The 14,731-nt window shown below is 67.2% G+C and carries 14 protein-coding genes; 3 read left to right on the forward strand and 11 right to left on the reverse strand.

The window, feature by feature from the left end; genetic code table 11:
* Window positions 1-12: 12 nt before the first annotated feature.
* Window positions 13-2,478 (reverse strand): TonB-dependent receptor, encoded by a 2,466-nt coding sequence (locus ABS88_RS12155; protein ID WP_076076178.1) that lies wholly within the window; start codon window positions 2,476-2,478, stop codon window positions 13-15.
* Window positions 2,479-2,618: 140 nt separating this feature from the next.
* Here ABS88_RS12155 and ABS88_RS12160 point away from each other — a divergent pair, with 140 nt between their 5' ends.
* Window positions 2,619-3,368 carry a helix-turn-helix transcriptional regulator gene (locus ABS88_RS12160; RefSeq protein WP_067108863.1) on the forward strand — a complete coding sequence of 250 codons (750 nt, stop codon included), beginning with the start codon at window positions 2,619-2,621 and terminating at the stop codon, window positions 3,366-3,368.
* Between the two features lie 47 nt (window positions 3,369-3,415).
* A complete protein-coding gene (locus ABS88_RS12165) occupies window positions 3,416-4,546 on the forward strand; it encodes an acyl-CoA dehydrogenase family protein (protein WP_076076179.1) in 1,131 nt (376 codons plus the stop codon).
* A gap of 9 nt (window positions 4,547-4,555) precedes the next feature.
* Here ABS88_RS12165 and ABS88_RS12170 read toward each other — a convergent pair whose 3' ends face one another.
* Window positions 4,556-5,587 carry an acyl-CoA dehydrogenase family protein gene (locus ABS88_RS12170; protein WP_286749878.1) on the reverse strand — a complete coding sequence of 344 codons (1,032 nt, stop codon included), beginning with the start codon at window positions 5,585-5,587 and terminating at the stop codon, window positions 4,556-4,558.
* A gap of 211 nt (window positions 5,588-5,798) precedes the next feature.
* Here ABS88_RS12170 and ABS88_RS12175 point away from each other — a divergent pair, with 211 nt between their 5' ends.
* Complete coding sequence (locus ABS88_RS12175) at window positions 5,799-6,929, forward strand: GGDEF domain-containing protein (protein WP_234002445.1); 1,131 nt, start codon at window positions 5,799-5,801, stop codon at window positions 6,927-6,929.
* A gap of 14 nt (window positions 6,930-6,943) precedes the next feature.
* On the opposite strand, the gene ABS88_RS12180 is transcribed toward ABS88_RS12175, so the two are convergent.
* The 9 genes from ABS88_RS12180 to ctaD form a co-directional block, all read right to left on the reverse strand.
* Window positions 6,944-7,828 carry a class I SAM-dependent methyltransferase gene (locus tag ABS88_RS12180; protein WP_076078003.1) on the reverse strand — a complete coding sequence of 295 codons (885 nt, stop codon included), beginning with the start codon at window positions 7,826-7,828 and terminating at the stop codon, window positions 6,944-6,946.
* A 4-nt stretch (window positions 7,829-7,832) separates the two neighbouring features.
* The gene (gene thrC, locus ABS88_RS12185; RefSeq protein ID WP_076078000.1) at window positions 7,833-9,230 is read right to left on the reverse strand and encodes a threonine synthase; all 1,398 of its coding nucleotides are present in this window, start codon (window positions 9,228-9,230) and stop codon (window positions 7,833-7,835) included.
* A 28-nt stretch (window positions 9,231-9,258) separates the two neighbouring features.
* Window positions 9,259-9,900, reverse strand: coding sequence for an SURF1 family protein (locus tag ABS88_RS12190; protein ID WP_067108872.1), 642 nt, complete (start codon window positions 9,898-9,900; stop codon window positions 9,259-9,261).
* A complete protein-coding gene (locus ABS88_RS12195; protein WP_067108877.1) occupies window positions 9,893-10,288 on the reverse strand; it encodes a DUF983 domain-containing protein in 396 nt (131 codons plus the stop codon). Before ABS88_RS12195 ends, ABS88_RS12190 begins: the two co-directional genes overlap by 8 nt.
* 1 nt (window position 10,289) lies before the next feature.
* Entirely contained in the window at window positions 10,290-11,165 is an 876-nt protein-coding gene (locus ABS88_RS12200) for a cytochrome c oxidase subunit 3 (protein WP_067108880.1), read from the reverse strand.
* An 81-nt stretch (window positions 11,166-11,246) separates the two neighbouring features.
* On the reverse strand, window positions 11,247-11,801 hold the full coding sequence (locus tag ABS88_RS12205; RefSeq protein WP_067108881.1) for a cytochrome c oxidase assembly protein: 555 nt from the start codon (window positions 11,799-11,801) through the stop codon (window positions 11,247-11,249).
* Complete coding sequence (locus ABS88_RS12210) at window positions 11,798-11,938, reverse strand: cytochrome c oxidase system small membrane protein (protein ID WP_169799671.1); 141 nt, start codon at window positions 11,936-11,938, stop codon at window positions 11,798-11,800. Before ABS88_RS12210 ends, ABS88_RS12205 begins: the two co-directional genes overlap by 4 nt.
* Window positions 11,935-12,846: a heme o synthase gene (locus tag ABS88_RS12215; protein WP_076078006.1), complete on the reverse strand. Its 912-nt coding sequence runs from the start codon at window positions 12,844-12,846 to the stop codon at window positions 11,935-11,937. The genes ABS88_RS12210 and ABS88_RS12215 overlap by 4 nt, the downstream gene beginning before the upstream one ends.
* 207 nt (window positions 12,847-13,053) lie before the next feature.
* Window positions 13,054-14,721, reverse strand: a complete 1,668-nt coding sequence (ctaD, locus tag ABS88_RS12220) for a cytochrome c oxidase subunit I (RefSeq protein ID WP_067108883.1) — start codon at window positions 14,719-14,721, stop codon at window positions 13,054-13,056.
* Window positions 14,722-14,731: the final 10 nt, after the last annotated feature.

The raw sequence follows: 14,731 nt of genomic DNA on the forward strand, positions 1-14,731 counted from the left end.
CTTCACACTTTCCTAGAAATCATACCCCAGCGTCAGGCCGAAGGTTCGCGGCTGGTTAGCGAAGCGCACGACCACATTGGCGTTGCTGGCGACCGCCGACCAGTAATATTTGTTGAACAGATTCTTCGACCACAGCGACAGCGACCAGCCGGCCTGCGACTTCAGGCCGAGGCTGGCATTGACGACGGCATAGGAATCGACCTTGTAGAGCGGATCGTCCTCGAAGATCGTGTTCGCCTTGCCCTGATAGCGCAGGCTGACCGCGCCATTGGCGCTCAGCGTGTCGGTCACCGGCGTATCGTAGGCCGCGACGATGCTGCCCTGGAAGCGCGGGCTGTAGATAAACTCCGCCCCGTCGAAATTCTCCGGCTGGCCGGCGGCGTTGGTGCCGACATAGTCGATCACGCGGGTCTTCAGCCACAGGCCGTTGGCGGCGATCGTCACGCCCTGCGCGGGACGCAGCGTCAGTTCGCCCTCGAAGCCATAGGCCCTCGATTTGGGCACATTGTCGAGGCGCGACAACGCGGTGTAGATCGGATCGGCGAAATAGGTGCTGATCTGCTTGTCCTTGTAATCGTAGTAGAAGGCGGCGAAATTGGCCTGCAGCAGACGGTCGGCCAGCGTCGCCTTCAGCCCCAATTCGTAGGCCGTCAGCTTTTCCTGCGTCACCGGCGCGTTCTGCCGCGCCTTGCTCGCCGCGTTGACCGGCGAGGTGCCCGACTTGTAGCCGCGGGATACCGACGCATAGACCAGCGTGTCGTCGTTCGGCGACCAGTCGAGCACGACGCGCCAGGCGAGGTTGTTCTCGTCCAGCGTCGACACCACCGGACCGAAGCTGTTGGTCGCATCGTCGAAGGTGTTGCACTGCCCCTCCACGATCGGCGCCGGGATGGGCAGCGTGCCCCCCGCCGAGAAGAGGAAGCGGTTCACGATGTTGACGTTCGGCAGCATGCTGCCCTTGTAGTCGCGCGAGCAGCCCACATAGTCCTGCTTGTCCTCGGTATAGCGAAGGCCGACGGTCAGTTTGAGCTGCTCGGTCAGCTCGGCGTCGGCATTTCCGAAGATGCTCCACGTCCTGGTGTTCATCGTGCCGATGTCTTCATAGGTGCGGAAGGCCGTCGCCATGTCGGCGGCGGTGTATCCGCCGGAATTGAACGGCGTGTCGAGCAGGTTGACGCCGGGAACGAGGATATAGGGCACCGCGCGGATGAAGCGCGAGTTCGCATTGTCGCCGAGCATCGTGCGGTTGCTGTCGACGATCTTGTCATGGCCGTAATAGGCGCCGACCAGCCAGTTCAGCGTGCCGGCCTCGCCTTCGAAATGAATTTCCTGCGCAAAGCTCTTGATGCGGCCGTCGGCCTTCTGCAGCAGGATTTCATAGGGCGCGCCGCTCCAGTCGGACAGCGCCTTGCGCTGGAAATCATTGTAGCTGGTCAGGCTGACGAATTTCACCGCATCAGCGACATCCTGATCGACGCGCAGTTTCAGGCCCCAGAAGCGATTGTCTTCGGCCAGGTCGCCGGGCAATCCGGCGCCGCGGCCGACGTCGGCCGATCGCCCCGCCTCGGGCGCCCAGTCCGCCTGGCTCGCCCGGGTCGGGAAATTGCCGGCGATATAATCCGCCAGCCCCGGCGCGTTGAAGAGGTGCGATGCGCTGGTTCCCGTCACCGGGTCGGTCGCCGGGGTGAAGCCGATGCCCTGCCCGGCGACCGTGTCCGACTTGTTCTGCCACCAGGTCACCGACAGGTCGATGCTGGTGCCGGGGCCGGGGTCGATCGCCAGCGAGCCCCGGATGCCCAGCTTGTCGACCTTGCCGAGCCGTTCGCCGGGGCGCGAATTGCTGACCTGCCAGCCCTTGTCGCTGTTCTCGCTGCGCACCGCGATCCGCGCCGCAACCCCTTCGCCGAGCGGCCCCGAGACGTGGCCCGCGAAATTATAGGTCCGGTAGTTCCCGAGTTCGGCGGTGACGCCCGCGTCGAAATGATCGGTCGGCTTGGCGGTGATGAAGTTGATCAGCCCGGCCGTCGTGTTGCGGCCATAGAGCGTGCCCTGCGGCCCCTTCAGCACCTCGACGCGCTCGAGGTCCATGATCGGGCCGGTGTTCATGATCGGATAGGCATAGGCGACCTCGTCGACATAGGTGCCGACGGTCGAGGTCGCAGACAGGTTGATCGTGTTGAAGCCGATGCCGCGCAGCGTATAGGTGGGCACGCCCTGATAGCTTTGCGACACGGTAAAGCTCGGCGCCACCGCGGTCAGGTCGCGCACGTCGGTGACGCGCAGGCTTTCCAGCGTCGCGGCGTCGACCGCCTGCACGGCCATGCCGATGTCGTTCAGCGATTCGGCGCGGCGCTGTGCGGTGACGATGATCTCGCCGTCGGTCCGCGCCGCCGTTTCCGCTTCGTCAGCCAGCGCCGGCGGCGCAACGGACAGGCCGGCGGCGGTGCCGGCGAGCAGGAACAGTCGATAGGCCTTCATTCGTCATCTCCCTCAAACGGCTGGCCGATGCGGCTCGTCTTTGCGCGAGCGCCGGCGCGGCCGGACCCTGTCAGAGGATATAATTGCGGCCCCGCTCACAAGCTGGCATCTGTGTCAGTATCGAACCGGGGGGAGGACATGTGACGGACAAACGGGCGCTTTGCTGGTCGGAACTTCCCGCGCTGATCGCCGACGTGCAGGCGATCGGCGACGCGACCGGCCTTTCCTATATCGCCGCGCAGGCCGACCTCGGCGATCCCGAACCGATGGCCGACGAGCACGGCCGCCCCTATGCGGAGACCAGCTTCCGCTGGATCGATCCGGCCTATGCCTATTGGCGCGACCGCAAGCTGGCGCTGCACGTCGCCTTCCTGACCGCGGCGCGGCTGATCGCCGAGCCTTTCTATTACAGCGACGGGCGGCTCGGCAGCTGGCGCGCGACCGCGCTGCTCGACGCGGTCGATTGCCAGCAGGCGAAGGAGACCCCCAATTTCGGCGAGGCGATCATCGCGCCGGTCCATCTGCCGCGCGGGCTGGTCGGCGCCGTCTTCTGGTGCTCGCGCGAGCCTGTCGGGGTCGAGGCGCTGTTCCGCGCGCATGCCGGCACGATGCACAACCTCGCGCTGCGCCTCGTCGCGACGCACAACGAGGCGCGGGGCCGGCCGCGCAACGCCACCGTGCCGCAGACGCTGACCCGGCGCGAGGTGCAGTGCCTGCGCTGGGCCGCCGCGGGCAAGACCGATGGCGAGATCGGCATCATCCTGTCGCTGTCGGTGTCGACGGTGCGCTTTCACCTGCGCAACGCAGCCGCCAAGCTGGGCGCCACCGGGCGCGCGCAGTCGATTCAGATCGCCGCCGGGCTGGGCTTCGTCGGCGCGCAGGCCGCCTGACGCATCCGCCAGCTTGGCCGGGTCGCCGCGCCGTTTAGGAACAGGGCATGGACATCGCACTCGAACCCGATCTTCACGCGTTCCGCGACATGGTGCGCGCCTTCCTGGCCGAGCATCTGACCGAGGAACTGCGCCGCGCCGCCGAGCGCGCGACCAGCGTCTTTATCGATCCCGCCATATCGCTGCCGTGGCAGCGCATCCTGCATGCGCGCGGCTGGGCGGCGCCCGACTGGCCCGAACGGTTCGGGGGACCGGGCTGGAGCGAGATCGAGCGCTATGTCTTCGCCGCCGAATGCGTCGCGGCGGGCGCACCGAATCTCGCGCCGATGGGGCTGAAGATGGTCGCCCCGGTGATCATGCATTATGGCTCGCCCGATCAGCAGGCGCATTACCTGCCGCGCATCCTGTCGGGCGAGGATTATTGGTGCCAGGGCTTTTCGGAACCCGGCGCCGGCTCCGACCTCGGCCGGCTTCAGCTTCGCGCGGTCCGCGACGGCGCCGACTATGTCCTCAACGGGTCGAAGATCTGGACGACGCACGCCCATTTCGCGAACCGCATGTTCTGCCTCGTGCGCACGTCGAACGAAGGCAAGCCGCAGGCCGGGATCAGCTTCCTGCTGCTCGACATGCAGTCGCCGGGCATCGGCGTCGAGCCGATCCGCACCCTCGCCGGCGAGCATGAACTGAACCAGGTCTTCTTCGACGACGTCCGCGTCCCCGTCACCAACCGGCTGGGCGAGGAGAATGACGGCTGGTCGGTCGCCAAGCATCTGCTCACCTTCGAACGCGGCGGCAAATATGCGCCGGCCCTGATGGGACAGCTTCGCCGCCTGCGCGGCCACGACGTGCCCGATCCGGTGATCCGGGCGCGGCTCGACCGCGAGGCAGTGACGCTGCGCGCGTTGCAGGCGCTGGAGATGAAGGCGATGCGCGGTCTCGGCGGCGGCGCGGCGCTCTATGCCTCTGCGCTCAAGCTGCTCGGCACCGAAGCGGCGCAGCGCATCGACACGCTGGCGTGCGAAATCGCCGGTCCGGCGGCGTGGAGCGAAGCCGACGGCCAGACGCCGGCGAGCCTTGCGGTCGCGGTGCCGCGCTATCTGAACGGGCGCGCGGCCACCATCTATGCGGGATCGAACGAAATTCAGCGCGACCTGATCGCGCGCCAGATTCTCGGCTGACCGCCGCCTTCAGGCCGCCGCCTCGGCAAAGCGCGCGAGATGCGTGGCCTGCGGCCCCATCGCCGCCGCGATTCCCAGCGCACGCTTGAAACGGCTGCCGAGCGCCAGTTCCTCGGTCAGCCCCATCGCGCCATGGATCTGCACCGCGCCCTCGCCGACGATCCGCACCGCGTCCTGCACCTCAACGCAGGCCGCACCGACCGCGGCGGCGCGCGCCGCCTCGTCACCGTCCACCGACAGCACCGCCAGTTCGGTGAGCGCGGCCGCCTTCATCAGTGCGAGCTGCATGTCGGCGCAGCGATGGCGCAGCGCCTGAAACGAGCCGATGGGCACCCCGAATTGCCGGCGCTGCCCCATATAGGCGGCGGTGTCGTCGATCATGCGCCGCATCAGCCCGACGGCCTCGCCACACCGCCCCGCCAGCACCATATCGGTGACGATCTCGGTCGCCGCGCGCGCCGCTTCCCCCTCGGCAAGCGCCTCGACTTCGGCGGGACCGGACGCAAAACCCAGGTCGGCGGTGACGCTGCCGTCGAGCATGATCCGGTGGCGCTGTTCGACGCGGTCGGGGTCGGCGGCGACGAGCAGGACCGCCTGCGGATCGGCGACGACGAACAGGTCGGCCTCGGCCGCGCCGGCGACCAGCGTCGCCAGTCCGCGCAGCCGCCATCCCCCGTCCGCCGCCTCGACGATCGGCATAGCGGCGGCCGTCGCCGGACAGACCAGCGCCGCCCGCTGCCGCCCTTCAGCCAGCGCCCCCAGCGCAGCGTGACCCGGCGCCAGACGCCCGACGAGCCAGGTCGCCGCCGCGTGCGAGAGCCAGTCGGCGCCCGCCAGCGCCGGTCCCAGCTCCGCCATCAGCAGCGCCGTCTCGACCGCGCCGCCACCGAAGCCGCCCGCCGCCTCGGGGATCGTGACGCCGCCAAGGCCGAGCGCAGTCAGGTCGGCCCACCCCACCCGCTCCTTGTCGGCAAGGAAGCGCTGCACGCTGTCGCGCAACATCTGGCGTCCGGCGTCGAGCGGAAGGTCGAGGCCCGCCATCGTCACCCGGCCCGTGCCGCGACGAAATCATATCGGCATGCCGTCATCGTCGTCTCTCCAATCGCTTCCATGCCGGCGCGGCGCATGCGGCCGCCCTTTCCCATTGAGATCATGCCGCTTTGGTCCACGATGCTCTAGCTGGCGAGCGTGTCAGGTCGCGCCGTGGCTAATCGCGGCTTAATCATCGCAACAAGCGCTCGTTAATGGCCATATGACCACTTACGCAACATCATCGAACGAGCCGGTCGGGCGGCTCCTTGGCTGGCTGGGGCTCAAATCCGCGCGGGGGCACGACGATGCCGCCGGTGCGGTGGCGGCCCAAATGGGTGAGGCGCGCGACCGCCCCCATGAAGTGCGAAGTCAACTCGCCCATTCGATCATGTCCTTCCTTCTCGACAACGACCTCGATATTTCGCCCGCCAACCTCGTCCTGGCGCATGGCGCCTTTTCCGGAACCAACCCCAAGCTTGCGCGCCAGTTCGCGGCGCGATCGCAATCGGCAGAGGGGATCACCCAGCCCTGGCTCGACGAGCTGGTCGCGCACGAACCCGAGCAGCAGGGACGCGCCGACCTCGACCGGCTGATGGCCAAGCTCGAAACCGATCTCGACAGTTTCCAGGCGAGCACCCGGCAGGCGCGCAGCGTCACCAGCGATTATGGCGTCGAACTGGCGCAGCATGTGTCCGACCTCGAACAGGTCGAGAAGACGGGGCGGATCGTCTCCAACCTCGCCGTGCTGGCGCGCACGATGCTCGAACGCACCCGCAAGGCCGAGGACGACATGCACCGGAGCGAGGAGGAGGCGAAGGCGCTTCGTCGCAGCCTCGCCCGCGCCAAGCGCGATGCCGAGATCGACTATCTGACCGGCCTGCCGAACCGCCGTGCCTTCGAGGCGCTGCTCGATCGCCACCATGGCGAAGCGCGCGCGGCGTGCGAGGCGCTGAGCGTCGCCTTTTGCGACATCGACGAATTCAAGAAGATCAACGATGTGCACGGGCACGACGCCGGCGACCGGGTGATCAAGATGATCGCCGACACGCTCGCGCACATCTCGAATGACCATTGCCATGTCGCGCGCCATGGCGGCGAGGAATTCGTGATGCTGTTCCGCGGCCTGACGCCGAGCGAGGCAGCGAAGCAGCTCGACGACGCGCGTGAGCGGCTGTCTGCGCGCCGCCTGATCAACCGCAAGACCGACGAGCCGTTCGGGCAGATCACCTTTTCCGGCGGGGTGGCCGACGTCTTCGGCTATGCCGATCCGCGCGCGGCGCTGAAAGCCGCCGACGAAGCGCTCTACCGCGCCAAGGAAAGCGGGCGGAACCGCATCGAGATCGCCGCCTAACGAGCCCAGAGCCGTCAGCCGTGGCGGCTCCAGCGCGCGAAGATCGCAGTGGGCAGCAGCAGTCCGCGCGCCTCCTCGCGCACCGCGAGTTCGCCGCATTCGACCTTGCCGGGCAGGTCGGCGAAAAGCTGCGCCAGCAGCTCGCCGATCGCCAGCGCCGACATCCGCACCGCATAGACGGTGAGGAACAGCGCGCGGCTGTCGGCGTCGAGCAGGTGGCGGCAATCGGCGAGCAGCGGCGCCAGCCCCTCCTCGATCTGCCAGCGCTCGCCGTTCGGGCCGCGCCCGAACTTGGGCGGGTCGAGCAGGATGGCGTCGTAGCGCCGTCCGCGCCGCACCTCGCGCGCCGCGAACTTGCCGGCGTCGTCGACGATCCAGCGGATCGGCCGCTCGGCCATGTCGGCGAGCGCGGCATTCTCGCGCGCCTGCGCGACCGATTTCTTCGAGGCGTCGACATGCGTGACCGCCGCACCGGCGGCCGCGAGCGCCTGGCTGCCCACCCCGGTATAGCCGAACAGGTTGAGGAAGGCCGGATCGGTCTTGTCCGCGACCTGTTCGCGCAGCCAGTCCCAGACCGGCGCCATGTCGGGAAAGAAGCCCAGGTGGCGAAAGGGCGTGCAGCTTGCGGTGAAGCGCGCCTCGCGCCAGCCGAGCGGCCAGCCTTCGGCGGGCACGGGGCGGTGATAATACCAGCGCCCGCCGCCATCCTCGTCCGACGCGGGGATGAACTCGCCATCGGCCTTGTCCCATTCGGCCTGCGGCAGCGCGGGCTGCCACATCGCCTGCGGTTCGGGGCGGATGAAGCGATAGCGGCCATAGCGTTCGAGCTTGCGCCCGCCGCCGCTGTCGACCAGCCCATAATCCTCCCACGCGTCCCCGACGAGCGTCGCCAGGGGCAGCAGGTCAGCCACGGGCGGCTTCCGCCAGGATATGCGCCTTCACCGCGTCATAGTCGCCGGGCAGCTTGCTGTAGCGCTCCTCGCGCTCGAACAGGTTGCCGAGCCGCGGCGGCAGCGCCGGACGCACCCCGGTCGCGCGTTCGACCGCGTCGCGGAACTTCGCGGGATGCGCGGTCGCCAGCGTGACGACGGGTACGTCGCCGTCGATCTCCAGCGCGCGCGCAGCCGCCAGGCCGACGGCGCTGTGCGGGTCGATGATCTGCCCGCCCCGTTCCTGCGCCCAGCGCAGCGCCAGCGTCATACCGTCGGCATCGATCCGCGCGCTGGAGAACAGCGCCTGCGCGCCGGCGCGCATGTCGGCGGGGATCGTCATCGCGCGGCTGCGGTCGAATTCGGCCATCATCCCGGCGATCGCCGCGCCGTCGCGCCCCGACAGGTCGAACAGCAGCCGCTCGAAATTGCTGCTGACCTGGATGTCCATGCTCGGCGTCGCGGTCGGGGTGACGGTGCCCGCGCTGTAATCGCCGCTGGTCAGCGCCCGGTGGAGAATGTCGTTGACGTTGGTCGCGACGACAAGCCGCGCGATCGGCAGCCCCATCTGCGCCGCGACATAGCCCGCGAAGACGTCGCCGAAATTGCCGGTCGGCACGCTGAACGCCACCGGCCGCTCGGGCGCCCCGAGCCGCACGGCGGCATAGAAATAATAGACGACCTGCGCCATCAGCCGCGCCCAATTGATGCTGTTCACCGCCGACAACGTCAGCCGGCTCCGCGCCTCGGCATCGCCGAACAACCGCTTCACCATCGCCTGCGCATCGTCGAAACTGCCGTCGATCGCGATATTATGGACGTTGGGCGCGAGCACGGTGGTCATCTGCCGCCGCTGCACGTCGCTGACCCGGCCTTCGGGGTGGAGCATGAAGATGCGGATATGGTCGCGTCCCGCGACCGCCTCGATCGCCGCCGATCCGGTGTCGCCCGAGGTGGCGCCGACGATCGTCAGTTCGGTCTCGCCGCCGCGCAGGAAGGTTTCGAAAAGCTGGCCGAGCAGTTGCAGCGCCACGTCCTTGAACGCCAGCGTCGGGCCGTGGAAGAGTTCGAGCAGCCAGTGGCGATGGTCGAGCTGGACGAGCGGCGTCACCGCATCGTGCCCGAAGCGGCCGTATGCGGCCTTGCACAGCCCGCGCAGTTCGTCCTCGCTCAGCACGCCGGCGACGAAGGGCGCCATCACCCGCACCGCCGTCTCGACATAATCGAGCCCAGCGAGCGCACGAATCTCGTCGGCCGTCATTTGCGGCCAGCGCGCGGGCACATAGAGGCCGCCGTCGTCGGCGAGGCCGGCAAGTGTGGCGGCACGAAAGTCGAGGGTCGGCGCGGAGCCGCGGGTGCTGATATAATCCATCACGGCCATGCGCCCTAACGGCGCGCCGTCATCGCTGCAAGCGGCGGCGTAGCGCGAGGACGTAAATCGCCACCGCCATCGCGGCGAACAGGAACCATTGCACGGCATAGGCAAGGTGGTTGTTCGGCACGTCGGCGCCCGATGGCACCGCGCTCGCGCGCAGGCCCGGCGCGGGCTGGTCGGCGACGAGCATCGCCCGCGCCGGCACCGCCCTGCCCGTCAAATGCTCGATCAGCCCCGGCTGGTCGGGACCAGGGACGATCGTGCCGGCCACGACGCCGCCCTTCCACGCAGGCGGCGTGAAATCGTCGGCGATGCCGACGTCGACGAGAACGCCCGGCCCCTCGGCGCCGGTTCGGCAGTCGGCGATCATGCGGATGCCGGTCCGGCCGCGGCGGTCGGTGCCGCTGCGCGGGTCCCAGCGGACGGGTTCGAGGCAGACCACGCTGCTCTTGCGGAACAGCAGCGCGTCGGGAACGGGCGGAAGCTCGGGATAGGCGACGCTCGACGCCATCGCCCCGTTGCGCTCGTAGAGCGCGATCAGCGCCTCCTTCTCCCCCTTGCGCTGGAGCTGCCAGACGCCGAGCGCGATCATCACCGCCACCGCCGCCGCGACCAGCAGCGTCGGGATCAGCGGCCAGCGCCGCGCCGGAGTCGCGGGGTCAGTCATCACCGTCCTCGGCGCGGCGCCCTTCGGCCGCCTGGCGCTGGTGCTCGCTGGCGAGCAGCGCCGCCTTGCCGACGCGCAGGCCATAGAGGACCGCGGCGGCGGTCAGCGGCACCCACAGGACGATATGCACCCACAGCGGCGGCTCGAAGGCGAAATCGAGGCTGAGCGCCGCGGCGATCAGCAGCGCGCCGATGATCAGCGTCAGGAAGGCCGCCGGCCCGTCGCCGACGTTGTAGCGGCCGTAATCGAGCCCGCAGGCGCGGCATCGCGGCCGGAAGCGCGCCGGCCCCTCGAACAGTCCCGACGCCCCGCATTCGGGGCAGAGACCGAAAAGGGCAGCGCGCCAGAGCGGCGGCTGCCCTTGCTGTTTCGGAGCTTCGCCGGGCAAATCAGTGCGCAGCGACCGGAGCGCCCCAGCCGCCCCAGACATAGACGATGATGAACAGGAACAGCCACACGACGTCGACGAAGTGCCAGTACCAGGCCGCGGCCTCGAAACCGAAATGCTGCTGCGGGGTGAAATCGCCCTTGTAGGTGCGGACGAGGCAGACGATCAGGAAAATCGTCCCGACGAGCACGTGGAAACCGTGGAAGCCGGTCGCCATGTAGAAGGCCGAGCTGTAGTTGATCTCGCCGAAGGCAAAGGGCGCCGCCGAATATTCATAGGCCTGGATCGTCGAGAAGATCGCGCCGAGGATGATCGTCAGCCACAGCCCCTTCTTCAGCCCTTCGCGATCGCCGTGGATCAGCGAATGGTGCGCCCAGGTGATCGTCGTGCCCGAGCAGAGCAGGATCAGCGTGTTGAGCAGCGGCAGCGAGAAGGCGTCGATGACGTGGATGCCCTTCGGCGGCCACTGGGTGATCGCCGCCGCGCCGTCCTGGCCGAACAGCGAGCTGACCGCACCGTCCACGATCTCGACCGGCACCGGGAAGAGCGCGAAATCGAACCATGCCCAGAACCAGCCGACGAAAAACATGACTTCCGACGCGATGAACAGGATCATGCCGTAGCGCAGGTGAAGCTGGACGACGGGGGTATGATGCCCCTCGTGCGCTTCCTCGATCACCTTGCTCCACCAGCTGAAGAAGGTGACGATGATGCCGAGAATGCCGAGCCAGAACACCCACTTGCCGGACCCGCCGAAATAATCGGTGTGCATCCACATCACGGCGCCGAAGAACATGACGAGCGCCGCCAGCGAGCCGATCATCGGCCAGACGCTGGGATTGACGAGATGATAATCGTGATGTTTGGCACCAGCCATGTCGCAGTTCCCGTTTATTGCCCCAGCATCGCGATTCCCCATCGCACCGCCGGTCTGGTTATTAGACTCTCGATCGCGGCCTTAGCTCGCCTTTTTGCCCTCGTCCACAGGGTAGAAGGTATAGCTCAGCGTGATTTCCTGAATGTCGCGCGCGTCGACATCGTCCTTGATCTTCGGATCGACGAAGAACAGCACCGGCATGCGAATCCGCTCGCCCGGCTGCAGCACCTGCTCGGTGAAGCAGAAGCACTGGATCTTCGTGAAATACTTGCCCGCCTGGTCGGGCGTGACGTTGAAGGTCGCGGTGCCGGTGATCGGATGCGGCGAATTATTCTCTGCGATGAAGATCGCCATGTCGCGCGCGCCGATGCTCACCGTGTCGCGCGGCCGTTCGGGATGGAATTTCCACGGCAGCTTCGGCGAGACGTTGGCGTCGAAGCGCACCGAGATGGTGTCGCTGAGCACCTGCGGCTCCTCGGCAGCGGCGGCGGGGTCATAACGCTGCGTCGTGCCGTTGAAGCCGGTGACGCGGCAGAAGAGATTGTAGAGCGGCACCGCGGCGAAGCCGAGCCCGATCATCATGACCGCGACCAGTCCCGCGAGCATCGCGGTCCGCAGATTCTTGCTGTCCGTCATCCCATTCGCGCCATCGTGATGAAGAAGAAGAGCAGCGCCAGTCCGCCCAGGATCCAGCCGGTCAGATTGGCCCGGCTGCGCTGGCGGCGGCGATACTCGGCCTCGTCGAAAGGCTCTTGCGTCGGTTCGTCTGTCATAGCGGCCACATATGGTCGACGACGATCGCGCCGAACAGGATGAAAAGATAGGCGACGGAAAAAGCGAAGAGCCGCTTTTCGGGCTGCATCCGGTCGTTCTCGGCCGAACGGCGCAATCCGACCTGCGCCGACAGCAACACGAACAGCGCCGACAGGACCGCCGCCGTCCAGCCATAGAGCGCGCCGGCATAGCCGAGCGGCCACGGCGCGACCGCCGCGACGGCCATGATGATCGCATAGAACAGGATCTGCCGCCGCGTCGACGTCTCGCCCGCGACCACCGGCATCATCGGAATGCCCGCCGCGGCATAGTCCGATCGCACGAACAGCGCGAGCGCCCAGAAATGCGGCGGCGTCCACAGGAAGATGAGCAGGAAGAGCAGCACCGGCAGCGGCGCGACATGGCCCGTCGCGGCGACCCAGCCGATCAGCGGCGGAAAGGCGCCCGCCGCCCCGCCGATCACGATATTCTGCGGCGTCCGCGGCTTGAGCCACATCGTATAGACGATGACGTAGAAGAGGATCGACACGGTGAGCAGCGCCGCCGCCTGCCAGTTGGCGGCGAACAGCATCAGGAACACCGAAAAGGCGGCAAGCCCGACGCCGAACTGCAGCGCCGTCTGCGGATCGAGCCGGCCCGCGGGCAGCGGGCGTCCGGCGGTGCGCTTCATCTTCGCGTCGAGTGCCGCCTCATACCATTGATTGAGTGCCCCCGACGCCCCCGCCCCCAGCGCGATCGCGAGGATCGACGCGAAGGCGAGCACCGGATGGACATGCCCCGGCGCCGCGAGCAGCCCGCACGCCGCCGTGAAGACGACGAGCGACATGACGCGCGGCTTGGTCAGCGCGAACAGGTCGCGCCAGTCGGCGGGAAGCGCCGTGCCGGCATGGGTCAGGCTGTGCGTCATATCGGACATGCTAACCTTTTCGGTCCGTCATTGCGACCCCGGCGAAAACCGAGGGTCGGCGATCCAGAGTAGCGAAAACTCGCTCTGGACTGCTCCACCCGGATCGGGTCCGGGGCTGCGATGACGACTTCGATACGCTCACACATTCCAAAAACCGGCCTTGAAAGAGACGCCCCCTGCCAAGTGTCGGCAGGGGGCAGAACCCGATCAGGCGATACGCGGCAGTTCGTTGAACTGGTGGAAGGGCGGCGGGCTCGACAGCGTCCATTCGAGCGTCGTCGCGCCTTCACCCCACGGATTGGCGGCGGCCTTCTTGCCCGCGACATAGGCATAGACGATGTTCGCGAAGAAGAAGAGCATCCCGACGGCCATGATCGCATAGCCGATCGACGAGATGTGGTGCCAATAGGTGAAGGCTTCCGCATAGTCGGGATAGCGGCGCGGCATGCCCTGCTGCCCCAGGAAGTGCTGCGGGAAGAACAGGACGTTCACGCCGATGAAGAAGATCCAGAAATGGAGCTGCCCCAGCACTTCGCTGTACATCCGGCCCGACATCTTCGGGAACCAGTAATAGAAGCCCGCGAAGAGCGAGAAGACCGCGCCCAGCGACAGCACATAGTGGAAGTGCGCGACGACATAATAGGTGTCGTGCAGGTTGGTGTCGACACCGCCGTTGGCGAGGACGACGCCGGTCACGCCGCCGACGGTGAACATGAAGATGAAGCCCAGCGCCCAGAGCATCGGCGTCTTGAAGCTCAGCGAGCCGCCCCACATGGTGGCGATCCAGCTGAAGATCTTGATGCCGGTCGGGACCGCGATGACCATCGTCGCCGCGGTGAAATACATCTTCAGGTTGACGCTCATGCCGACGGTGAACATGTGGTGCGCCCACACGATGAAGCCGACGACGCCGATCGCGACCATGGCATAGGCCATGCCGAGATAGCCGAACACCGGCTTGCGGCTGAAGGTCGAGATGACCTGGCTGATGATGCCGAAGCCCGGCAGCACCATGATGTAGACCTCCGGGTGGCCGAAGAACCAGAACAGGTGCTGGTAGAGCACCGGATCGCCGCCGCCCGTCGCGTCATAGAAGGTGGTGCCGAAATTGCGGTCGGTCAGCAGCATGGTGATCGCCGCGGCGAGGACCGGCAGCGACAGCAGCAGCAGGAAGGCGGTGACGAGCACCGACCAGACGAACAGCGGCATCTTGTGGAGCGTCATGCCCGGTGCGCGCATGTTGAAGATGGTGGTGATGAAGTTGATCGCGCCGAGGATCGACGCCGCACCCGCGAGGTGGACCGAGAAGATCACCATGTCGACCGCCGGGCCGACCGATCCGCTGGTCGACAGCGGCGCATAGAGCGTCCAGCCCGTGCCTGCGCCGAGCCCGCTGCCGCCGGGGACGAACATCGACCCGACGAGCAGGACGAACGCCACCGTGGTCAGCCAGTAGCTGACGTTGTTCATGCGCGGGAAGGCCATGTCGGGCGCGCCGATCATCAGCGGCACGAACCAGTTGCCGAATCCGCCGATAATCGCCGGCATCACCATGAAGAAGATCATGATCAGCCCGTGCGCGGTGATCAGCACGTTCCAGAAATGCTTCGCCTGCGTATCACCCGCGGCCGGATCGAAGAACTGCGCCCAGCCGTGGAGATACTGGATGCCCGGCTCCGCAAGCTCGAGGCGCATCATCCCCGACATCACGCCGCCGATGATGCCCGCGAAGATCGCGAAGATCAGGTAGAGCGTCCCGATGTCCTTGTGGTTCGTCGAGAGGAACCAGCGGGTGAAGAAACCAGGCACATGATCATGCTCGTCATGCGCATGATCGTGGCCGTGGACGGGTGCAGTCGCTGCGATATCGGTCATCTGTCGGACC

The organism is Sphingopyxis sp. SCN 67-31, from assembly GCF_001725095.1.